The organism is Bacillus bingmayongensis (genome assembly GCF_000299035.1).
Classification (GTDB): Bacteria; Bacillota; Bacilli; order Bacillales; family Bacillaceae_G; genus Bacillus_A; species Bacillus_A bingmayongensis.
Genome location: NZ_JH921518.1, coordinates 111,363 through 133,534, shown reverse-complemented (window position 1 = coordinate 133,534; position 22,172 = coordinate 111,363). Strand labels below are relative to the sequence as shown.

Annotated in this window: 25 protein-coding genes and 3 pseudogenes; 19 read left to right on the top strand and 9 right to left on the bottom strand. The window is 34.7% G+C overall.

The window, feature by feature from the left end:
* The first annotated feature begins 6 nt into the window (after positions 1-6).
* Together Y7E_RS0115280 and Y7E_RS30950 are read left to right on the top strand one after the other, a co-directional pair.
* A complete protein-coding gene (locus tag Y7E_RS0115280) occupies positions 7-1,458 on the top strand; it encodes an aminotransferase-like domain-containing protein (protein ID WP_017152142.1) in 1,452 nt (483 codons plus the stop codon).
* A gap of 67 nt (positions 1,459-1,525) precedes the next feature.
* The gene (locus Y7E_RS30950) at positions 1,526-1,693 is read left to right on the top strand and encodes a DUF3933 family protein (protein ID WP_017152141.1); all 168 of its coding nucleotides are present in this window, start codon (positions 1,526-1,528) and stop codon (positions 1,691-1,693) included.
* A 240-nt stretch (positions 1,694-1,933) separates the two neighbouring features.
* Here Y7E_RS30950 and Y7E_RS0115270 read toward each other — a convergent pair whose 3' ends face one another.
* Complete coding sequence (locus Y7E_RS0115270) at positions 1,934-2,863, bottom strand: patatin-like phospholipase family protein (protein WP_017152140.1); 930 nt, start codon at positions 2,861-2,863, stop codon at positions 1,934-1,936.
* Between the two features lie 89 nt (positions 2,864-2,952).
* The gene (locus Y7E_RS0115265) at positions 2,953-3,087 is read right to left on the bottom strand and encodes a YjcZ family sporulation protein (RefSeq protein ID WP_017152139.1); all 135 of its coding nucleotides are present in this window, start codon (positions 3,085-3,087) and stop codon (positions 2,953-2,955) included.
* 242 nt (positions 3,088-3,329) lie between these two features.
* Between Y7E_RS0115265 and Y7E_RS0115260 the strand changes: the two genes are divergently transcribed.
* From Y7E_RS0115260 to Y7E_RS0115250, 4 genes and pseudogenes are all read left to right on the top strand, one after another.
* Complete coding sequence (locus Y7E_RS0115260; RefSeq protein WP_017152138.1) at positions 3,330-4,067, top strand: YwqG family protein; 738 nt, start codon at positions 3,330-3,332, stop codon at positions 4,065-4,067.
* Positions 4,068-4,273: 206 nt separating this feature from the next.
* Complete coding sequence (locus Y7E_RS0115255) at positions 4,274-5,434, top strand: transglutaminase domain-containing protein (RefSeq protein ID WP_017152137.1); 1,161 nt, start codon at positions 4,274-4,276, stop codon at positions 5,432-5,434.
* A gap of 117 nt (positions 5,435-5,551) precedes the next feature.
* Positions 5,552-5,744, top strand: a pseudogene (locus tag Y7E_RS31805) (DUF4083 family protein).
* A gap of 26 nt (positions 5,745-5,770) precedes the next feature.
* Entirely contained in the window at positions 5,771-6,232 is a 462-nt protein-coding gene (locus Y7E_RS0115250) for an NUDIX hydrolase (protein WP_017152136.1), read from the top strand.
* A gap of 57 nt (positions 6,233-6,289) precedes the next feature.
* On the opposite strand, the gene nadE is transcribed toward Y7E_RS0115250, so the two are convergent.
* Positions 6,290-7,108: an ammonia-dependent NAD(+) synthetase gene (gene nadE, locus Y7E_RS0115245; RefSeq protein ID WP_017152135.1), complete on the bottom strand. Its 819-nt coding sequence runs from the start codon at positions 7,106-7,108 to the stop codon at positions 6,290-6,292.
* Positions 7,109-7,529: 421 nt separating this feature from the next.
* Here nadE and Y7E_RS0115240 point away from each other — a divergent pair, with 421 nt between their 5' ends.
* From Y7E_RS0115240 to Y7E_RS0115230, 4 genes and pseudogenes are all read left to right on the top strand, one after another.
* The gene (locus Y7E_RS0115240; protein WP_017152134.1) at positions 7,530-9,410 is read left to right on the top strand and encodes an FtsX-like permease family protein; all 1,881 of its coding nucleotides are present in this window, start codon (positions 7,530-7,532) and stop codon (positions 9,408-9,410) included.
* 89 nt (positions 9,411-9,499) lie between these two features.
* A pseudogene (locus Y7E_RS32750) lies at positions 9,500-9,610 on the top strand (NUDIX hydrolase); the annotation flags it as partial.
* Positions 9,603-9,770: pseudogene (locus Y7E_RS0115235) on the top strand (MMPL family transporter); the annotation flags it as partial. The pseudogenes Y7E_RS32750 and Y7E_RS0115235, both read left to right, overlap by 8 nt.
* Before the next feature lie 182 nt (positions 9,771-9,952).
* Positions 9,953-10,903: a S8 family peptidase gene (locus Y7E_RS0115230; RefSeq protein WP_017152132.1), complete on the top strand. Its 951-nt coding sequence runs from the start codon at positions 9,953-9,955 to the stop codon at positions 10,901-10,903.
* Positions 10,904-10,945: 42 nt separating this feature from the next.
* Here the strand turns inward: Y7E_RS0115230 and Y7E_RS0115225 are convergent, their stop codons facing one another.
* Complete coding sequence (locus tag Y7E_RS0115225; protein WP_017152131.1) at positions 10,946-11,254, bottom strand: ArsR/SmtB family transcription factor; 309 nt, start codon at positions 11,252-11,254, stop codon at positions 10,946-10,948.
* Positions 11,255-11,360: 106 nt separating this feature from the next.
* On the opposite strand from Y7E_RS0115225, the gene Y7E_RS0115220 reads away from it, so the two are divergent.
* Together Y7E_RS0115220 and Y7E_RS0115215 are read left to right on the top strand one after the other, a co-directional pair.
* Positions 11,361-12,296 carry an aldo/keto reductase gene (locus Y7E_RS0115220; protein ID WP_017152130.1) on the top strand — a complete coding sequence of 312 codons (936 nt, stop codon included), beginning with the start codon at positions 11,361-11,363 and terminating at the stop codon, positions 12,294-12,296.
* 53 nt (positions 12,297-12,349) lie between these two features.
* Positions 12,350-13,534: an MFS transporter gene (locus Y7E_RS0115215; protein WP_017152129.1), complete on the top strand. Its 1,185-nt coding sequence runs from the start codon at positions 12,350-12,352 to the stop codon at positions 13,532-13,534.
* A gap of 62 nt (positions 13,535-13,596) precedes the next feature.
* On the opposite strand, the gene Y7E_RS0115210 is transcribed toward Y7E_RS0115215, so the two are convergent.
* On the bottom strand, positions 13,597-13,821 hold the full coding sequence (locus Y7E_RS0115210) for a hypothetical protein (protein WP_017152128.1): 225 nt from the start codon (positions 13,819-13,821) through the stop codon (positions 13,597-13,599).
* Between the two features lie 85 nt (positions 13,822-13,906).
* The gene (locus Y7E_RS0115205) at positions 13,907-14,254 is read right to left on the bottom strand and encodes a DUF4257 domain-containing protein (RefSeq protein WP_017152127.1); all 348 of its coding nucleotides are present in this window, start codon (positions 14,252-14,254) and stop codon (positions 13,907-13,909) included.
* 199 nt (positions 14,255-14,453) lie between these two features.
* On the opposite strand from Y7E_RS0115205, the gene Y7E_RS0115200 reads away from it, so the two are divergent.
* The 4 genes from Y7E_RS0115200 to Y7E_RS0115185 all read left to right on the top strand — a co-directional run bounded on the left by Y7E_RS0115200 (position 14,454) and on the right by Y7E_RS0115185 (position 17,224).
* The gene (locus Y7E_RS0115200; protein ID WP_017152126.1) at positions 14,454-14,981 is read left to right on the top strand and encodes a DinB family protein; all 528 of its coding nucleotides are present in this window, start codon (positions 14,454-14,456) and stop codon (positions 14,979-14,981) included.
* Between the two features lie 179 nt (positions 14,982-15,160).
* Positions 15,161-16,210, top strand: coding sequence for a ribosome small subunit-dependent GTPase A (rsgA, locus tag Y7E_RS0115195; RefSeq protein WP_017152125.1), 1,050 nt, complete (start codon positions 15,161-15,163; stop codon positions 16,208-16,210).
* Between the two features lie 148 nt (positions 16,211-16,358).
* The gene (locus Y7E_RS0115190) at positions 16,359-16,673 is read left to right on the top strand and encodes a hypothetical protein (protein ID WP_017152124.1); all 315 of its coding nucleotides are present in this window, start codon (positions 16,359-16,361) and stop codon (positions 16,671-16,673) included.
* 182 nt (positions 16,674-16,855) lie between these two features.
* Entirely contained in the window at positions 16,856-17,224 is a 369-nt protein-coding gene (locus tag Y7E_RS0115185; protein ID WP_017152123.1) for a DUF3979 family protein, read from the top strand.
* A gap of 32 nt (positions 17,225-17,256) precedes the next feature.
* Here the strand turns inward: Y7E_RS0115185 and Y7E_RS0115180 are convergent, their stop codons facing one another.
* Entirely contained in the window at positions 17,257-18,297 is a 1,041-nt protein-coding gene (locus Y7E_RS0115180) for a YkvI family membrane protein (protein WP_017152122.1), read from the bottom strand.
* A 241-nt stretch (positions 18,298-18,538) separates the two neighbouring features.
* Between Y7E_RS0115180 and Y7E_RS0115175 the strand changes: the two genes are divergently transcribed.
* From Y7E_RS0115175 to Y7E_RS0115165, 3 genes are all read left to right on the top strand, one after another.
* On the top strand, positions 18,539-18,982 hold the full coding sequence (locus tag Y7E_RS0115175) for a Dps family protein (RefSeq protein WP_017152121.1): 444 nt from the start codon (positions 18,539-18,541) through the stop codon (positions 18,980-18,982).
* A gap of 97 nt (positions 18,983-19,079) precedes the next feature.
* Positions 19,080-19,535: a DUF3939 domain-containing protein gene (locus Y7E_RS0115170; RefSeq protein ID WP_017152120.1), complete on the top strand. Its 456-nt coding sequence runs from the start codon at positions 19,080-19,082 to the stop codon at positions 19,533-19,535.
* 280 nt (positions 19,536-19,815) lie between these two features.
* Entirely contained in the window at positions 19,816-20,766 is a 951-nt protein-coding gene (locus Y7E_RS0115165) for an alpha/beta hydrolase (RefSeq protein WP_017152119.1), read from the top strand.
* 57 nt (positions 20,767-20,823) lie between these two features.
* On the opposite strand, the gene Y7E_RS0115160 is transcribed toward Y7E_RS0115165, so the two are convergent.
* Both Y7E_RS0115160 and Y7E_RS0115155 read right to left on the bottom strand, forming a co-directional pair.
* Positions 20,824-21,825 carry an LLM class flavin-dependent oxidoreductase gene (locus tag Y7E_RS0115160; protein ID WP_017152118.1) on the bottom strand — a complete coding sequence of 334 codons (1,002 nt, stop codon included), beginning with the start codon at positions 21,823-21,825 and terminating at the stop codon, positions 20,824-20,826.
* 105 nt (positions 21,826-21,930) lie between these two features.
* On the bottom strand, positions 21,931-22,122 hold the full coding sequence (locus Y7E_RS0115155; protein WP_017152117.1) for a DUF3896 family protein: 192 nt from the start codon (positions 22,120-22,122) through the stop codon (positions 21,931-21,933).
* Between the last annotated feature and the right edge of the window lie 50 nt (positions 22,123-22,172).

Genomic DNA, 22,172 nt, shown 5'->3' with positions numbered 1-22,172 from the left:
GATAATATGGAGCGATTTGACTGGAAGCCAAATGGATTCTCTCCGGTTCCTTTATATAAGCAAATTGAGGAGTATATAAAAGAGAAAATTATAAATGGAGAATGGACGATTGGTACAAAATTGCCGTCGCAGCGAGCTCTCTCACATGCATTTGAAGTGAATCGAAGTACAATTGTAATGGCTTTAGATGAATTAGCAGCGCAAGGATTAATTGAGGGACAGGGGAGAAGGGGGACAATTGTGAGAAACGATACATGGAGTGTATCGACTTTGGCGTCACCTCCTAACTGGAATTCTTATGTAGAAACAGGTATTCATTATCCGAATCTCCCCACCATTCAAGAAATTAATCAAGCCGAATTTTATCCAAATATAATTCGGCTAGGTACTGGTGAGCTTTCACCAGAGCTTTTACCTGAGAAGAAAATGAAGCTAATCATGAAGGAACTTTCGAATAGGCAAATTCCTTTAGGATACGAGGAACCAAGAGGGGACCTCAAATTGAGGGAGCAAATAGCAAAGTATTTACAAAAATATGATATTCTTGCATCGCCAGCATCTATATTAATTGTTTCGGGAGCAATTCAAGCACTGCAGCTTATTTCGATGGGACTTCTATGCAAAGGATCGTCCATTTTACTTGAAAAACCATCTTATTTATACTCTCTCAATATTTTTCAGTCTGCAGGAATGCGTTTGTTTGGTATTCCAATGGATGAACATGGAATTCAGTCGTCACTTATTTCAAGATATAAAAGACAATTCAATGGTTCAATTTTATATACTATCCCGTCTTTTCATAATCCAACAAGTCTTGTCATGAATGAACAAAGAAGGCAAGAAGTTATAAAAATATGTAATGAAATTGGATTACCTATAATTGAAGATGCTGTGTATCAAGATTTATGGCTTGATTCGCCTCCACCTAAACCATTGAAGGCATATGATACAAATGGGATCGTATTACATATTGGAAGTATGTCAAAAGTCATTAGTCCTGGTTTAAGAATCGGCTGGGTTGTTGGACCAGAACCAGTCATCAAAAGATTGGCAGATATAAAGATGCAAATGGATTACGGCTCGAGTTCGTTATCGCAACGAGCTGCTGCAGAATGGTTTGTAAGTGGGTTATATGAGAAACATATACAGCAAATACGAGTTGATTTAAAAAAACGGAGAGACTTTATGCTCGAAATGATAAAGAAATACTGTAGAGATGTGGCAACTTGGCAAATACCAATAGGTGGATTTTATATTTGGCTACATATTGAACCAAACATTTCGATGCGGGAATTGTTTGAAAAAGCATTACATGAAAAAATTCTACTCAATCCTGGAAATGTGTATGATAGAAATGCAAGCCAATATTTACGTCTTTCTTATTCATATGCCTCGATGCATGATATAGAGAAAGGGATTAAAAAGGTGGCAAGATTGATAAAGAACCTTTCAGTATAATAATCATATTTTTTTAGAAGTAAAAAATGATATCATAAATGCGAGTAACTGAAAAAGGGGAAGAAATATGAAACAATATGTCATTTGTCAGGTTATTGATGGAATCAAGTATTTAGCTGCCTATGCAGAAACGAGGCAAGAAGCGATTGAAAAAGCTGAATTACTAGGGTTAAGGACAGGAGGACGCTACGTTGTTGTTACTGCTGAAGAAGCGGAGGGGTTACAGTATCCTTAATATTACTAAGTGAAGCAAGATTATGGAATTGGCATTCTTAAAGAAAAGAAAGAGTCACATGTATAAATAAGAAACGTGGATGGGAATTATTTCATTAATAATCATGGGGAAAAGAGCGAATCTTAGATTCGCTCTTTTCATTTTAAAATAATACAGAAAGTAAATGGAAAAGGTAAGAGAAGAATCTATGAAATTTAGATAGCACTACGAATCTAGATTCTGGTTTTGCTGATTTGTTTTTCAAATTCGATTCCCTTGTCTAAATCGATTAATATATGTTTTGAAATTCCAAGACTTTAAAAACTTTTCAGCAGCGTTAAAGCCAGATTGATAGAGCCATTCTTTCTCATCAGTAGTTAATTGGAATTTTGTGCTTGTAATTGTTCCGGTTGGAATTGTAATGGTTCGTGCTTTTGATTCTTTATCTAGATGACGTAAATCGTGTGCTTGCATCATCGTTTTAAATAAACCTTTAAACATCGAGAGGGGATCTTTATAAGGAACAGGTTCCGCTTGAATCTCATCTTTCACAAAATGAAAGCCAAAAGTAGGCCAGCGAGGTATAGTGGATGAGTCGAAAACCCATACTGGATAATTGCTAAGAAGGCCGCCATCAACCATATAGCAAGGTTGTTCCCATCTAGGTGTTTTCCATTTCACAGGTTCGAAATAGAAAGGAATGGTACTGCTCATTCTGACTGCTTTTGCGATAGAGAAATTCTGGTTTCTAAATCCATAGTTTGGTAAATTATCGGGGAAAATAACCATTTTTCCATTACTAATATCTGAGGCAATGATTTTTAATTTATGTGGATTAGGTAAGTCGCTAAAATTATGAATATCTTTTTTGTGTAGGAGGTCTTCTAACCATTTTTCTAAAAAATCGTTTGAATAAATGCCTAATTTAGCCCATACATTTACCCCTTTTCCTACAAAAGGGATTTTATCAAGTAAATTTTTTTTTATAAATTGATGATAATCAACGTTACTTATAATTGTTTTTAATTCTGTACACGAGTAACCTGCTGCCAGAAGAGCTGCAATAATAGCTCCAGCTGATGTTCCCGCTACACGTTCCCATTCATACCCTTGCTTTGCTAATGCACAAATTGCACCAACATGTGCAATTCCGCGCACGCCACCACCTTCAAAAACACCATCGATTTTCATAGGGATAATTCCTTTCAAAGATTGGATTTGCTGTATAGCAAAAAAGCACGCGAATCACGTGCTTTTTTGCAATAGTTTTTACAGCTTACTTAGCAACCGATGAAGCCGCCCCAGCAGCTAGCTCCAATGATGATTAAAAGGATGAATAAAACGATTAGTAAAGCGAAACCGCCGTAACCGCAACCACCACCACAACTGTAACCGTAACCGCAACCATAACCCATATGGAATGCCTCCTTATAATAAAAATTGAAATAAAGAAAGATGAACAATTTGAGGATCTGCTATAAGGAATGATGAAAGATCGTGTTTGTAGGAACAATGTATACTATGCTGTTTTAAACTTATTCGCGTCCTAAGGATAAGCCCGTTTTTTTTTTGAATAGCTTATTTCGATTTTTTAGGATGAAGGAAATGTCGTATTTATGCTATGATACGAATAAGCACATTTACGTAAGGAGAAGTTATGAGAAACCAGATCGATTCATTAATTGATAAATATGATTTAACACATATAAAAACAGAACTATTAGCTACTATATTTCCATGTGTAAAAGTTATTCCGAGACAAGAAAACTCCCTTTCAATTGGCTGCTCAAAAATGGGGGGAAGCCCTGATGTCCCGTCTACATTTGAATATCCAACTTATGAAGGGAAGGCATTAGATTTTATTGCCCAGTTCCATTTAGCCGATCTACAAGGCGTGGGTATGAAGCATGACTTACCTGAAACAGGTATGTTGTATTTCTTCTATAATGGCAATTATCAACATGAAGGTACTTGGTGTGTTCTATATTATAACGTTTCGACAGAACAACTACAGAGAGTAAGTGATCAACCATCAAAATATACACAATGCGAATTATCATTCAAGCTAACATATAAACTCCCTGAGCTATTTATTGAAGATGAAGCTGATTCGGATCGTTTTCTACAACTATTAGAGGAGTTAATGCCAGATCATTATGATAACCATCAAGTGTTCGGTGAACCGTTCTCGGTGCAAAGAGAAGTATTTGAGGAAGCTGGCGAATATACTGGTATTAATGATCATGAGATGACATTGTTATTCCAAATCGACTCTGATTATACAAATTGTAATATGATGTGGGGAGATTTAGGGATGCTTTATTTCTGCATTGGAAATGAAGATTTAAAGCAACGTCGTTTTGAAAATACATGCTGTGTATTGCAGTCTTGTTAGAAAGAGAAGCAGTAGTTCATTCTCATTGAAAAATCTACTGCTTTTCTTTTATAGTATATGTTTCTTGAAAATATAAAACTTATTATATTAACATGCATATTAACAAATATGAATAATTACATATTTTCTTTTTGAAAAAGTATTATATACTTTAAAAATATATGAATACTTTTATGACTTTAAGTAGAAAGGCATGACTAGATGAGATGAAGAAAACAAACAAATATATGACAACAGTCGCACTTTGTTCAACGATTTTGATTGGTGGTTTACAAGTTCCGGCTGTTTCTTATGCAGCTACAAACCAAAAAGTCGCGATTACACAAACAGATGCTAAATTGTTAGGGAATTTTCAGAAAGAATTAAAAAAACATATTGATAATCGCGAAGAGAATATTACAATTACGTATAAAACAAAAGCTAAGAATGGTAGAGAAGTAATGGATACGCTCTATAAAGAGTATACTAAAATAGTAAATACAGATGAGTACTTAAAATATAATGTAGCAAGTACAAAATATTCAATTCGTGGTATACCAGGAAATTATACTTTCACATTACAAATTACATATCGTGAATCAAAAGAACAAACACAATATGTAAAGGCGCAAGCAAAATCAATTGTAGGTTCTATTTTGAAGGCGGGCATGGATGAGCATGAAAAAGTGAAGGCAATTCATGATTATGTTGTGAAACATGTTTCCTATGATACTTCTTATAAGGCTTATACAGCATATGAAGCATTGGCAAATCGCTCTGCTGTGTGTCAAGGATATACATTATTAACATATCAATTACTAAAAGAAGCAGGGATTCAATCCCATATTGTAACAGGAAAAGGGAATGGGCAAGCTCACGCTTGGAATCTAGTGAAAATTGAGAACAAATGGTATCATCTTGATACTACATTCGATGATCCAGTTCCAGATAAAGCTGGTCGTGTCACATATTCTTATTATAATATGTCTGACGAGCAGTTAGGAAGGGACCATGAGTGGGATCGTAGTAAATATCCAAAAGCATCAACTAATTACTATAATGAATTAACAAGTAAGATAAAAACAGGTGGTTCTAAAGCGGTAGTATACCAACAAATGCTAAAAGATACGAACTTAGTTTATCTTTCCGCACAATACGGAGCTGAAAACTACAATGAACTTAAAGGTAAACTGCAGAAGCAATTCACTGCAAAGCCTACAAAAGTAGAAGTGCGTTATAAACAGTCAATGGATGGAACAATGCAAGATATTAAAAAAGCATTAAATGAACTGTCTTGGCCAAAAGGAGCGAAGCGAGTTTCATACCAAGTTGCACCATATAGTGCGGTGGCAGGATATTCATTAGCGACAATTACATTTACGTATTAATGAAAAGGAGCATCTGTAATAGATGCTCTTTTTGTATTTGTGAGTGTGAACTGTTCGTGACGGTTAGAAAGGAATCGGTTATAGTTATAATATGGTAAACTAGGGTGTAGGTGTAGAATGTCTTTGTTTGAAAATAATATATTTGTAATCGCTTACCTATGTTTGATAATCGGACTAATTGTTTTGTATCTCACTTACTTTGTTTATAAAAAGGTTATTTTTAAACACTTCTATACACACTACTCGTACTAGGAATATAGAAGAAAAGCTTGATAGAATTATTGAATTATTTGAAAGAGACAAAGAATAACCATACATGAGCTGGGGAGGAAGAAAGTGGCTAATTATATTAAAGAAATACGAAAAAGAGTAGGACATGACTATATCATTTTAAATTTTGCAGGGGGATGCGTCTGTAATGAGAAGGGCGAAGTGCTTTTACAAAAAAGAGGGGATAATGAAGGTTGGGGATTTCCAGGAGGAGCAATGGAGATTGGGGAATCGGCTGAAGAAACTGCAATTCGAGAAATAAGGGAAGAGACTGGGTATATGGTAGAAGTAGATGAGTTTATAGGTGTATATACAAAGTATTTTCAAACATATCCGAATGGAGACCAAGCACAGACAATTGGAATGTTTTTTAAATGTTCTATACTTGGTGGCAGTAAAAAAATAGATGGAGAAGAAACTTTAGATTTGAAGTTTTTTCCGTTAGATCAAATGCCTGTTCTTTTTAATGAACAGCATAGAGATTGTTTAGAGGATATTTTAGAAGGAAGGACAGCTGTATATCGTTAAAGAAAATTCCAAGAAAAAAGAAGCTAATATAATTTAGCTTCTTTTTTCTTTATATGTCTATTTCCACCAATCATCAAACATCGATGCTGGTACTTGTCGTTTATGTTCGCTTACTGTATAACGTTTTTCAATTTTTTCTGCAACATCTTCTGGAACGTTTTTTCCCTCTAGATAATCATCTAGTTGATCATATGTAATACCTAATTCTGTTTCATCCGCTTGCCCCGGTTTTTCATCTAATAAATCTGCTGTTGGCATTTTCAAGTAAAGGCGTTCATCGGCACCTAATTCTTGTAATAAACCTTTTCCTTGTCGTTTTGTTAAGCCTGTAAGTGGTAGAAGATCGGCACCGCCATCTCCGAATTTTGTAAAGAAACCTGTTACAGCTTCAGCAGCATGGTCTGTTCCGATAACAAGTAAACCTTGTTGTCCGCCAATTGCATATTGTGTGACCATACGAAGACGAGCTTTAACGTTTCCTTTGTTAAAGTCTGTTAAGGATTCGCCTAATAGGTCTTTATATTGGTTAGAAAATGCATCGACAGCCGGAGCGATATCAAAAGCAATTGATTGATCTGGTTTAATAAATTGAAGTGCTAATTGTGCATCATCTTCATCTTTTTGCACTTTATATGGAAGACGTACAGCAATAAACGTTGCATTACCTCCTTCATTGCGAACCTCTTCAACAGCAAGTTGTGCTAGGCGACCTGCTAGTGTAGAATCTTGTCCACCACTAATTCCAAGCACAAATCCTTTTGCGCCGGTTTTTCTTAAATAGTCTTTTAAGAAGTCAATTCGTTTACGAATTTCTGCCTTCGGATCGATTACAGGCTGAACATGTAATGCTTTCATAATTTGTTCTTGTAATGTCATTATGTTTTCCTCCTATTCATTTAGAACGAGCGATAAGTATATATGTACTGATTCATAAAGTGAAACTTCCATCCGCGGGGAGGTTTCATCCCCCGCGGATGGAAAGCCCGCACCAATCGGGCTTTTACGAGCAGTTATCCCCCACCTATCTTCCTATGCGCTCTCTCAATCTTGAGGTGGGGGTCTTACTGCCCGTTAATGCGGGGTAAATCTCCATTCTTATTATTTCGCAAAATTAACGAATATACAATAGGTTGAACGTATGAATATGAATGTAGTTATTATAATGAAACTGCTTCGTTTAATCAATTTTTCTGTAACCTTTCAAAAATGTAAGGTTTTTGTCATTTGAATCGATGGAAGATATTTCTTCGCTTTATTATGATAGCAATATAGTTATTGAGAGAGCGGAGGGTACAACATGAATATTAGAGAATTAGCGTTTCGTAATGTAACGCGAAATAGACGAACATATTCAGCTTATTTTTTGAGTAGTGCATTTGCAATTATGGCCTTTTTTGTTTATTCATTTTTTGCTTTTCATCCTGCATTAAGTGCGGGGCAATTGGGACAATATGTGTTTGTAAGTATGTCTTTCGCACAATTTATTATTTATCTTTTTACATTTTTCTTCATTCTATATTCAATGAGCATGTTTTTAAAAACTAGAAAGCGTGAACTAGGAATTTTAATGATGCTAGGTATGACAAAATTTCAATTAAAACGTCTTATCTTTTTTGAAAATGTAATGATTGGGATTGCGGCTATTATTACGGGTATTATTTGTGGAATGATATTTTCAGGGATATTGATTGTGGTGGCACCATTTTTGTTAAAGCTAGATTTACCTTTATCATACTATGTACCAACGACAGCAATTGTTGTAACAAGCACTATGTTTTTTATCTTATTTATTATCATTTCTTTCTTTAGTGCAGGGTTAATTCGTAAAAATCAAATTATGAAACTATTTAGAGGTTCAGTAAAAGCCAAACCTGAACCAAAAGCATCTATTATTTCTTCAATACTAGCCGTATTATTACTTGGCGCGGGATATTTAGGTGCTTTAACTTCGCATGGTGCCATGGTGTTTATTATGTTAATTCCTGTAACGACAGTTGTCATTATTGGCACATACTTATTTTATAAGCAGCTCAGCGTATTTATTATTCGAGTATGCAAGAAGAGTAAACGGTTCTATTGGACAAGAACAAATATTATTACTCTCTCAGATTTAGCGTACCGTATGAGAGATAACGCGCGAATGTTCTTTATTGTTACGATTATTTCAACTGTAGCATTCTCAGCCATTGGTACATTAGTAGGCTTTGCTTCTATGACAAAGGGAATTATGGAGCAACCCATTGCATTTCATTATCAATCTAAACAAGGGAATGAAAATGAATCCGGGCATGTAGAATTGATTGAGCAAACATTAAAGAAACATAATATATCTGCTGAAAAAATAGATATTGCATCAAAGCAGACTGAAAATAAACCATTAAGAGGTGTGACTTTTGTAAGAGAATCTGATTATAAAAAGTATGCAAAATTAGCGGGGGAGCCAGTTGATTTATTAACTGAAAATGCAGTTCTATTTCTATCAATAGAAATACCCGGTCCACCGCAAAAAGAGAGAAAAACAATTGAATTACCGAATGATAACAAATCGTTGCAGGTGAAAAAAGTTAATACATCTTCTCTTGGTAAAGTACTTACTGGAAATATATATGTAGTTTCAGAGGCTCAATATAATTTATTACAAGATGGATTTAAAGAAGTAAAAGATTATATGTATAAAACAAAGGAAATGAAAAATGAAATTGAAGCTGGAAAAGAACTCACAAACCAGATAAAAGCCCATCAAGAGCATTCAAGGCTTAGTGCGGCAGAATATGATCAAAATCAGGCTTTACAATTTGCTGGACCTATTTTGTTTGTAGGATTCTTTATTGGTATTGTATTCTTTGTTTGTGCAGGTAGCTTTCTATACTTCCGTCTATTCTCGGACTTAGAAGATGATTATCGTTTATTTGATTCCATTCGAAAAGTGGGATTAACAAGTAGTGAGTTAGCAAAAGTAGTAACAATTCGATTGGCGTTATTATTCTTTGTTCCAATTGGTGTTGCAACATTACATGGTGCGGTTGCGTTAACAGCTTTAGGGCAAATGTTTGAGTATTCGCTTTTCAAAGAAAATGCGATTGTGTTAAGTATATTTGTCGGCATTCAAATTGTATATTTCATTATGATACGATCTCGTTATTTAAAGCAATTGAAGGAACGATTGCGGATCAATTAAACATAATATTTAAAGTCCCTAACATGTAGATGGAGACCGTGTTAGGGACTTTTATTTAAATGGTTATATAATATAAATGGGGAGGAATAATGAAAGAATGGCTGACTATATTTGACGAGAATGGAAATAAGCAAGGGAAGAAACTACGTGATGATGTTCATCAGGATGGGGATTGGCATGAAACATTTCATTGCTGGTATCATACTAGCCGCCACTTTTGCTGTGCTAACAACCCAGCAATTGCTAGGGCTGTTTATGTTTGGATTTGTAGTTGCACTAGGGGTTATTATCGATACATTCCTTGTGCGGACATTGCTTGTTCCATCAATTATGCTGTTATTAAAGAAGTGGAGTTTGTGACCACAAAAAATTAAGTAGTACAATCAAAAATGTCTTTTTCGTCAGAATATTTGATGGAAAAGACGTTTTTTATGTTGAGAAAAATTTTGAAGCAGGAAAATAGGAGCGAGAAAACGAATGTTGTTAATAATTGTAAGCGTATTCAAAAGGAGAGAATAATATATTTTTTAGGAGGGATTATGATGAACAGTAGTACAGCGAATAAACAAAAAGGTATTCAATTAATTCCGTTTACGGTCGACAAAGTAGTAGAGCAAGTAAACGAAATTCCACCAGGTGTACAACTGATTCATGCTCCTGGAGTTTGGGAAAAGAGTGCAAAAGGAAAAGACATTGTCGTTGCTGTTTTAGATACAGGTTGTGATGTGAATCATATTGATTTAAAAGATCGAATTATTGGCGGAAGAAATTTTACTGAAGATTATGAGGGGGACCCGAAAGTTTATCTTGATAATAATGGCCACGGTACGCATGTTGCAGGAACAATTGCAGCAGCAGAAAATGGGGTAGGGGTACTGGGAGTTGCTCCACTTGCAAAATTATTAGTGTTAAAAGTATTATCAGGAGATGGTTCAGGAAGCTATCAACAAATTATTGAGGCAATTGATTATGCAGTGCGTTGGAGAGGTCCGAATCAAGAACGGGTACGGGTCATTTCTATGTCACTTGGTGGGCCACAAGATGTTCCAGAATTACATGAAGTCATTCAACATGCGGTGAAACAAGATGTACTTGTTGTATGTGCTGCAGGAAATAATGGAGATTGCAGTGATGAAACAGAGGAATTAGACTTTCCAGGTGCCTATTCAGAAGTAATTGAGGTAGGCGCTGTTAATTTAGAAAGGAAACTCGCTTGCTTTAGTAATTCAAATCAAGAAATTGATTTAGTAGCACCAGGGGAAGGGATTCTCTCTACTTATCCAGAAGGAAAATATGCAGTATTAAGTGGAACATCAATGGCTACGCCACACATTGCCGGAGCATTAGCGCTTCTTATTAAGCAATGTGAGAGAGAGTATGGTAGAAAGTTATCAGAACCAGAAATTTATGCACAGCTTATTAAGCGTACTGTACCTTTAGGATATGAACGAACATCTGAAGGAAATGGTTTAATAGATTTATTAAAAGAATAGCTGTTAACTAAAAAAACATCTCATTTTGAAATGAGATGTTTTTTAGTATGGTTCTGTTGCATGTAAGATTGTATCAAGTAATCCTGGGAATCTAACGTTTAAATCTTCTGTTCGGATCGAAATAAAACGCTGTGTTCCTTCTATACGTGTATACATTACACCTGATTCACGTAAAACTTTAAAATGATGGGATAAGGTTGATTTTGCTACAGGAATATTTAGCGAACCGCATGATTGTTCACTTTGTTCCAATAGCATGTTTACAATTTGTAAACGAATTTGGTCGCTGAGAGCATATAAGACAGAAGAAAATTGAATTTCTTCTCGATTTGGATGGTATAGTGTTCGCATAATTTCACCTACTTTTATAAGTTCTTTCAGTTGCACTATATCATATCACGTGCTATATTTCTATTGTTCGAATATATTTGAACAATAGAAATATAGGGGGATGAAAATGAATTATACGACGTTGCTAAAGGCAGGATTACAAGTTTCTCAAATTGGTTTAGGAACAAATGCAGTAGGGGGCCACAACTTATTTTCGAATGTAAATGAACAAGAAGGAACGAAAATGATTGAGGAAGCTATAAGGCAAGGAATTACATTTATAGATACAGCGGATGCATATGGTTTTGGAAGGTCTGAAGAATTAATTGGAGAGACAATTAAAGGAAAACGACAAGATGTTATGCTTGCTACAAAAGGAGGAATACAGCCTTTATTAAAGGGCTCTACTTGTATTAACAATGAACCAAATTATTTAAGAAGTGCAGTAGAAAATAGTTTGCGAAGACTACAGACAGATTATATTGATTTATATTATTTACATTTTACGAATCCAGAAACTATGTACATAGATTCAATTGGAGAACTTGTTCGTTTAAAAGAAGAAGGGAAAATTCGTTCAATCGGAATATCAAATGTGAATCTAACTCAGTTAAAAGAGGCAAATCAGTTTGAGGATATTGATGTACTGCAGTCTCCCTATAATATGTTAGATCGTACAGCAGAGAAAGAACTTTTACCATATTGTATAGAAAAAGGGATTTCATTTATTCCATATGGACCTCTTGCTTTTGGAATTTTAGGTGGTGAATATACGGAAGATTTGAAATTAGATGAAAAAGATTGGCGCTGGGACGTATCGTTATTTGAAGAACATACATATAAGAAGAACTTTATGAAAGTTAAAAAATTAAAAGATTTTGCTAGAAAAAAAGATACAACATTATCTAATATAGCGCTAGCCTGGCTTCTAAATCAAAGAGGAATTGATACAGTAATTCCAGGCGGGAAACGTGCAGAGCAAGTGATAGAAAATGTAAAGGTAGTAGATGTCTGGCTAAATGAGAGTGATTTGGAATATGTACAATCTATTTTAGAGGATTAATAAAGAGGGGTGAAACGTCTACCCCTTTCTTACCATTTAAGGAGATGAAAATGATGAATAAAGTTATGATTATATTTTTTGTCATAATGTTTATGATTGGAACAGATACTTTTTTAATTTCACCACTTTTACCAACATTACAAACGGTATACGGGGTTCCAACAGAAATTTCGGGATGGATGGTAAGTGCGTATGCATTAGGGTATGCTGTATTCGCACTTATTGCCGGCCCTATTTCTGATGGGTTAAATCGGAAGAGGGTAATGCTAGGAGGCATGAGCTTTTTTGCGATTAGTACGTTTTTATGTGGATTAGCACCGAGTTTTTGGTGGATGCTAACATTTCGTTTTTGCTCAGGGGTAAGTGCAGCATTTGTATCTCCGCAAGTGTGGGCATCTATTCCACTTCTTGTACCAAAAAATCAAATTGTGAAATTTATCGGAATTGCAACGGCAGGATTGTCGTTAGCACAAGTGCTTGGTTTACCTATTGGAGCGTATTTAGCAACAATACACTATACAACCCCTTTCTTTACAATTGGTATTTGTTCAGCGATACTTGTCATTTTTATTTATGTTGTAGTGCCGGAAATTCACCCGCTACAAATAGAACAAAAGCGTCAATCCATTATAAGTCGCTATCAACAATTATTGGGGAATTCCAAGGTTTCACTTTCTTATTTTGCATATTTTCTCTTCCAAACTGGCAATTTTGCAGCATTTTCATTCTTTGGAGTATGGTTAACCACTCAATTTGGATTACAAGTAAACGAAGTAGGAACCGCAATGCTTATACTTGGATTAGGAAATCTAACAGGTAATATTTTAGGACCTAGATTTGTTAAAAAACTAGGTTATGCTTCTACTTTTTATGGTGGTATTCTTGTTGTAGCTGGTTTATATGTCATTTTACCGCATTTGAAACAAATTCTATTGGTTGAGCTATTTTTCTTTATCTTATTTTTTATTACAGGAATTTTATTTGTGTTAATGATGAGTCACTTGCAAAAAATGTCTAACACAGCTAGAGGAACCGGTGCAGCACTTGCAAACTCTTCTATGTATATTGGACAAACGATAGGGGCTGCGGTCGCAGGAGTTTTCTTTGCATCATTTCATAGCTTCGTATCAATTGGTTATTTTACAGCTGTTACGTATGTAATTGCATTTCTCGTGTTTAGAAGAAGTGATCGGCATATAGAACAAGAAATAGGAGAGAAACAGAACGTTGTTTCATAATAAAATAACTATAAAAAAATTATGTAAACAAAAAAACAAAAAGCACTGTTTTAGACACATTACTAAAACAGTGCTTTTCGTTTAGACTGAACAGTTGCAGCATTTTCATCTTCGATTCCTGCTTCTTCAATAATTCGTTTTTTTGCTTTATCTAATAGGTGATTGACTGTTTCACCAAAATAGTTAGCTTCGCGCTTTGTGCGGGCTGCTCGTAAACATTTATAGTTTTCTATCAGTTCCTCTTTTTCAGAGTCTGTTAAGAAATCTTCTATTTTCTTTTTTGTCATACGACACAACCTTTCTTCTGACAGACGACGCAATTCAGAAATATTTATTTCTCATTATAACAGTAATTTTTAGATGAAGTATAGACTAACGTCGTAATAATTTGTCAATTTCTTGAATTTTCTCATCCGCTTTACCAATTTGTGTATTTTTTGCTTGTTCACCACCGAGAGCCTGATGAAGTAAGAAAGTTTGCCCAGAAATGGCAGTCACAATAGAAACTTTAATAATCTCTTTTATTGTTACCGCATCAAATAAAACGAGCCCAAGAAGTGCAGCAAGACTACCAGTCAAAATATCAGTAAAAAAACCAAGGTGGAAAAATGTTTTTAAACGGCGTGGAAGCAATAACTTGCCTTGGTTATTGATCAGATGGGAAACGAAACCAGTAACGCCACCAATGAGAACAGCAGTTAGCCATTGATACATCTCCATCAAATCCACTCCTTTTAGTATATAAAATTCGGACTACGTTGTATGGATTCCTTTTTCAATTTCATATACAAATATTGAGAAAATTTGGTTTGGCTACATGCATGTTCAATTTTATTATAACAGAAAATTCTGGTATATTTCAGTCTATTATATGACGTTCTTTTTCATTATTATAAATCTAGAGAAGGAGGATGAGAAAATGCAAATAGATTACCGAATAAGAAGTGTAGAGGATTATACGCCCAATATTGGACAACTTGTTAGTATGCTTGAGCATACAAGAGCGGTTACATTGCAAGAAATAAAGGATTTAACAGTTGGAGATTTAGATTTTATCCTGGTTGATGGTGGCAATTCTATCGGAGCATTGTTAAAGCATATTGCTGCAATAGAAAAAGTTCATCAGCTTATTTCCTTCCAAAAACGAGATTTTACAAAAGAGGAGTTGAAGGTTTGGAATGACGCTCTTTTCTTAGGAGAAGCGGGAAGAAAAATCTGTGGATATGAAGTACAATACTACGTACAACTTTTAAATAAAGTTCGAGAAGAATCGTTGCGATACTTAAAAGAACAAGATGATGATTGGTTAATGTCAGAAGGACGATGGGATAACGGAGTCGTATATAATCAGTACTATTTGTGGTTCCATGTACTAGAAGATGAGATCAGCCATCGGGGACAAATAAGAACGATAAAAAAACGAATATCTGAAAATTTAGTTAAATAAAGTAGCTTTTCAAAATAATATTTCATATAATGAGATTAACTAAAAGAAGAACGGAGTGATGTATTATGGCGATGATTTATATGAGTGTTAAAGCGAATACAAAGGTGGACGGAAAGAGCGGGACTTTGTAAGGAATCGCGCTATCCTTCCGCTGGGCTCAAAATAGGGAGGATATAAATTTGAATCAAAATCGATTAGAAGCATTTGGATGGGATTCTTTTTTTGAGGATCAATCTTTAGAAAAGTATGAAATAGGTCGAATTTTACTTGAACATAAGCACATGTATCGTATTATTTGTGATGATGGCGAATATATAGCAGAGTTATCTGGAAAGTTTCGGCATGAGGCGCTAGATAAAGGTGATTATCCAGCAGTTGGTGATTGGGTGCATATAAAGAAAATAGAAGAGGAAAGCAAGGCAATTATTCATCGTGTGTTTCAAAGAAGAAGTTCCTTTTCTAGACAAGCGGCCGGTGAAAGAATGGATGAACAAATTGTGGCAGCGAACGTTGATTATTTATTCTTAGTAAATGCGCTTAATCATGATTTTAACGTAAGGAGAATCGAGCGTTATTTATTATTAGCTTATGAAAGTGGGGCAATGCCTGTTATTGTTTTGACGAAAAGTGGCCTATGTGAAGATGTGGAGCAAAAAATATTGGAAACAGAAGCGGTAGCTATTGGTGTTCCAATATTTGCAGTTGATAGTCTGCAACAAGCGGGAATTGAATCTTTGCAACAATTTGTCGCTCCTGGTAAAACGATCGCTCTCGTTGGTTCATCTGGTGTGGGTAAATCTACTTTGTTAAATGCATTAATGGGAAGTGAAGTTGCAAAAACAGGTGGTATTCGCGAAGAGGATAGTAAAGGACGACATACTACGACCCATCGTGAGTTGTTCCAGTTACCGAGTGGTGGTTTAGTTATTGATACGCCAGGAATGAGAGAGCTTCAACTATGGGAAGGGAGCGAAGCGATTCATGCGACGTTTTCTGATATTGAAAAATTTGCGGAAGAGTGTCGTTTCCGTGACTGTGAGCATGAAAATGAACCTGGATGTGCAGTTCAAACCGCCATTGATGAAGGTATTTTAGCAGCAAACCGTTTGCGGAATTATAAAAAGCTGCAAAGAGAAATTGCATATGCGATGAGAAAACAAGATCCGGTACTTGCTCGTGCTGAGCGGGGAAAGTGGAGAAAAATAGCGAAGCAAAATCGGAAAAAGTAGCATAGAGTGAGAACCAAAAGCGAATGGAATGCTTTTGGTTTTTTGTCATTTATTCTATAAAAATAAATAATTATAGTCGAAAAATAAAGGAATTTGTTATATGCGTGTATAATTATTGAAAAGTAGACTATTTATAAAGGAGAAGAATATGGGAGTGTATTGGGGAACAAAAAGACATTCTTGGCTTAGTTATGTTTCATTCTGGGTAAGTATTTCATTTTTTCTTATCTTTTTAATTGAAGTGTTTGTATTTAGAACACTTTTTAATAGCTCGAGTGGTGTCATGCAATTTATTAAATATTTTTATTTCATATTTGTGCCATTAAATATCATTATTAGTTTAAGACTATTGTTTAAAAAGAATGAAAAGAAAATATTACCGATTTTTAGTTTTATTGTGTCATTACTCTTTGCAAGCTTAATAGCGGTATTAGCTTTAGCTGCGACAGGGAAAGTATTTTAATGAAAAACAGGAATGATAAATGTCATTCCTGTTTTATTTTGGTGAATTCTATTATAGGGGGAAAGTTATTAAGCAGATGAATAAGGAAAGGGAAGTGATGTATGGTACAATAAGCTTGATAGTGATAGAGAAAAAGGGTATATAAAATACTCATTGTTTTTTAGTAAGAGAGGGGTTATCTTATGCTATACGAGGATTTGATGTCATTATTTCAAGCTGCTCCAACGGAAGATGGAAAAAATGGCTGGAAATATGTAATCCAAGAAAAAGATGGTAAGTATTCAATTGTTAATGATGTATCAACAGAACATATGAGTATAGAATTGTTTTTTAATGAATATGACGAGTTGCGAATTACTTTATATAAAGAGGGTCAGCCAATTACAACTATACAACGAATAGCAATCTTAAAAACCGAGTTAGAAGAAGATGGAGACGGGATTCAATTTGTTTTAGAGCGTATGCCGAGTCGGATGATTCGGTTACAATTAAAACCATTTCTTGCAGTAGAGATGGGGCTATATTGGGAAGTCTGTGAAGATTGTGAGTAAAAAAGCATCCGGACATATCGGATGCTTTTTTACTATGTTTTTTCTAGTTGTTTATATGCGATAATTGGCAGAAGAATGATGCTAACCCATCCGATTATTGGATACAAGATGTGAAGAAGTTCACTGTAACCAATGTAGCTAAAGGCATAACTAATTAATAAAATAAAATAAACAATATTGTTGTTTTTCCAACCGGTGATAGACTGCATTTGTTTTGTCATCCCAAATACATTTCCAACTAATGTTGTAAACACTTCTCCAAAAATAATTAGGACAAAGAAGAAATGAAAAGTAGCATTAAATCTTCTTACTACTTCAGCCATAGGAATGTTATATTGATAAAATTGGTCAACAGATAAAATGGCTAAATGACTACATAATAAAATAAAGCATAGTCCAGCTCCTCCTAAAATTCCGCCCCATAGAATGGCTTTTCGATCTTTTACTTCACTTGCTAACGGCACTAGAACACTTTGAGCGAGAGAAAGATTTAAGGCGACATATGTAAGTGGGCTTGTTACCCATTTCATATTCCACTTTTCTGTAGGAACAGTGTTAAGGATTGGTACTGTGCCATGAATAAAAGTTATAATAGCAAGTCCGATAATGAAAATCATCATAATTGGTACTACAATTGTATTCACTTCAAATACACCTTGCAATCCACGGCTACCAATAATAATACATGCGATAACTGTAATGAAAATACCGAGTTGTCGTGGTAGACGAAGTTGTTCTTCGAATACAGCACCAGCACCTGATAGCATAACGCTTGTTACACCAAAAAGTACGAGTAATAACAAAGTGTTTATCACATTTCCAAATACATCACCAAACAAATATCTGTTAAATTCTTGAGCAGAAAATGCACCAATTTGTGAAGAAAGTAACATCATCTTTGTACCTAGCCAAATAAAAAAAATTCCACTTATGCATATTCCGATTGTTCCGTATAATCCGTTAATCGTAAAAAATTCAACAATCTCTCGCCCTGTTGCAAATCCAGCCCCGACGACAGTCCCAATATAAGTAGCAGCAACTTTTTTAGCTACTTGCCATTGCTGATTATCCATGTAATCCCTCTTTCTACTATGATGAGCTTGACCTATTATTATGCATATGTGTGAGCTTGGACAATTAGACATATGAAGTGAAAGAAAGGGTACATGGATTTTTTAGCATTAGGGAATGATTAAAGTTGTTGCAACTTTATTACATATAAGCGGATGATTTGGACGAGTAGGGAATTTATGGTACAATAAGAGTGTATTATTAAAAGAGAATAATTCTAAAAAAGTAAGAGGAGTGGATTGAATGAGTACGAAAACAAATGTTGTTGAAGTATTAAACAAGCAGGTAGCAAACTGGAATGTGTTATATGTAAAAATTCATAACTATCACTGGTATGTGACAGGCCCACACTTCTTTACATTACATGAAAAATTTGAAGAATTTTATAATGAAGCAGCAACGTATATCGATGAACTAGCAGAGCGAATTTTAGCGTTAGAAGGAAAACCATTAGCAACAATGAAAGAGTATTTAGAAACATCTACTGTACATGAAGGTACAAGTAAAGAATCAGCTGAAGAAATGGTACAAACATTAGTAAATGATTTCTCAGCAATCATCCAAGAGTTAAAAGAAGGTATGGAAGTAGCAGATGAAGCTGGAGATGAAACATCAGCAGATATGCTATTAGCTATTCATACAACATTAGAACAACACGTTTGGATGTTAAGTGCATTCTTAAAATAAGATATAAAAAAACCTATTGAAAATTCTTTCAATAGGTTTTTTTATGATTTTTCAGCTTTCTTTTTATGGTATAATATAGTAAAAAGGAGGCGATGCAATGTTTCGCTTTTTCAAAAGTGGAAAAGAGGAGAGGTCAATTACGAAAGACGAATTAGAGCAAGCAATGGCTAAATTTCTGGAAACAAATGCAAATATTGTTTATACAGTATTAGTCAATGAAGATTATACAGTGAATTATGATTTGTTAAAACCGTATTTACCAGCATTTCCTACAAATACGTTCATTATAACGAAGGAAACACTGGAGGTATTTGAACATACAGAAGAAAATTTAGAACTCGTAAAAGAGATTGATCTTGTGCAAAGAGCAGTAGACCAATACGTTACAGAAAAAGAAATGTTTCCTATTGTAGAAGACGATGAGAATCGTCTTATATGTGGAATGAAACTAGCACCGTATTTAGATCGTATATTAAAGCGAAATTTATATATTTCAGAGAAGCATTATTTAGTATCCAGTCAGCCGGATAAAAGTAAAAAAAATATTGTTTAACAAAAAACAACAATTATATAATTGTTGTTTTTTGTTACGAAAAGAAATTTGAGTCTAGAATAATAGATTGATTTTTCTGTCTATTGGTGTTTTATTTAATATATAAGAGATTGAGAGGAGCGATGTATTATGAAAAATTATAAGTCAATTAATGAACATTATCCTAAGAATAGAGGTAGTTACTGTTAATTTGACAGTATAGTATTTACCGGAACCTTAGGATAACTGAAAATGTGTTAGAGAAGTATATATCCCTAAAAAGGTTACGGGAGGAATTTATGTGAGTAACATTACGTATACAAGTTTATTAAATGAAACACTAGCATGTTATACAAAGAAAGGGAGTTTAGAAGCGTATCGATATATCACAAAAAATGCTGATAAGGTAACTGGTAATAAAGCTCAAATATATAATTTTAGATATGCATTAGCAAGCGCGTCTGGACTTGAGAAAGAAGCTTTACATATAATGAAAGAAGCGATTGTAGAAAATAAATTTTGGTATAGCTATGAGTACCTAATTACAGACGACGATTTGAAAGCCCTTCATAGATATAAAGAATTTCACCAGATGATTCAGCTATGTAAAGAAAGGGAAGAAGTAGCAAAGAAATCTGAACAAGCTGATTTGAAAATTATACAAGGAAATAACGGTATTGATAACAATTTACTCATTGCATTGCATGGGGATCAAGAAAATATAAAAATAACAGAACCATATTGGCAATCGGTTGTGTCGCAAGGTTATTTGTTAGCATTACCGCAATCTTCTCAAATTCAATTTTCAGAAGGATATGTATGGGATGATATAGAAAAGGGATCGCGTGAGTTAAAGGAACACTATGGAAGTATTGTAGCTAGGAATCGTGGTGAAGTAGAGCATGTAATTATCGGGGGGTTCTCCGCTGGAGCAAGAGTTGCATTACATGCAATCTTAAAGGAACACATTATTGTAACAGGCTTTGTTTTTGTGGCACCATGGATTCCTGAGATTGAAGAGTGGGAAGACTTGCTGAATCAATTGAAAGATAAAGGTATTAAGGGATATATTGTTTGTGGAGATCAGGATGAAGATTGTTTTGAATGTACACAGAAATTTGTGAAGCTATTGGAAACGAAAAATATAAATCATGAGTATAAAGTTATATCTAACTTAAACCATGATTACCCTGAGAGCTTTGAAGAAATATTACAGCAAGTAGTTGGATATATTGCAGGTACAGATTTATAAAAAAGATAGGATAAAAAAGGAGTGCATTACATAGAATGATGCACTCCTTTTTTTGTATTATAAGTCAAAAGCTTCTGCCAACAAACGATATGACTTTAATTTATCCTCAAATTGATGAGTGATGGTTACAATCATAAATTCCTCAGTATTGTAAGCCTTACTCAAGTTTAAGATTTGTTCTTTGACGTATCTTTGATCACCTACAATCATACGTTGACGATTTTCTTTAATTCGGAATCGATCATGGGTGCTATAAGCATAATTTTGTGCTGTTTCAATGGAAGGAGTACCAGTTGTGCGTTTTCCTTGTTCTAATAATAGAATGGATAAATCTAAACTAGATGCGATTTTCTCAGCTTCTTCATTTGTTTCTCCGCAAATAACAAAAATGGAAACAATTGATTTTGGTTTGTCTCCTAAGAAAGATGGCTGGAATTGTTCTTGATAAGCCTGCATCACTTCAGGGCCACCATAACCGTTAATAAACTGAGCGAAAGCGAAGGCTGTCCCTTGTTTTGCTGCAATCATGGCACTTTCCCCACTTGATCCAAGCATCCATATTTCAGGTGCAGTAGGAATGACAGGTGAGGCCTTTAAGTTAGCATATTGATGATTTTCAGGTACTTTGTCATATAAGTACATTGCCACATCTTGAATTTGTTCAGGATATTGATCGAGTGAAACAAGTTTTCCTTCTTGTAACGCTCGAGTTGCGATGGGCATACCACCAGGTGCTCTGCCTACCCCAAGATCGATTCGATTTGGATAAAGTGCTTCTAATACACGGAAATTCTCAGCTACTTTGTATGAGCTATAGTGAGGAAGCATAACGCCACCAGAACCAACACGGATGCGATTTGTTTTTGCTGCAATATGAGAGATGAGCACTTCCGGGCTTGAACCAGCTAAACTGACAGAATTATGATGTTCAGATACCCAAAAACGAGTGAAACCTAGCTTTTCTACTTCTTGAGCAAGTGTTACAGTATTGGAAAAAGCCTCAGTTACTGTACTACCATCGGAAATGGGGGATTGATCTAATACGCTTAATTGAATCATAGAATATACCTCTCTATCCTTAATGTACATTCTATTATATATTTACTTACGAAAAATGCGTAAAGAAATGCTCAAAGGAAAAAGCGAATGCTTTCACACCCGCTTTTAATGAGAAATTCCTCGTTCATAATGATTCATTTCCACTAAAGTTAGAATATATTCGTAGTTATCGATCTCCATCTTAATTTGATTTCGATCCTCTTCAGTTAAATTTACATCTAATAATTTTTTACATAATAGTTGTTTTTTCAATTCTAAATGTTTTTTTGTTTCAGGATAGTCGTAAGTACGTTTCATTTTTATCAATCCTTTCCTTACATTTCCTATCTATATCTTTATTATATGAT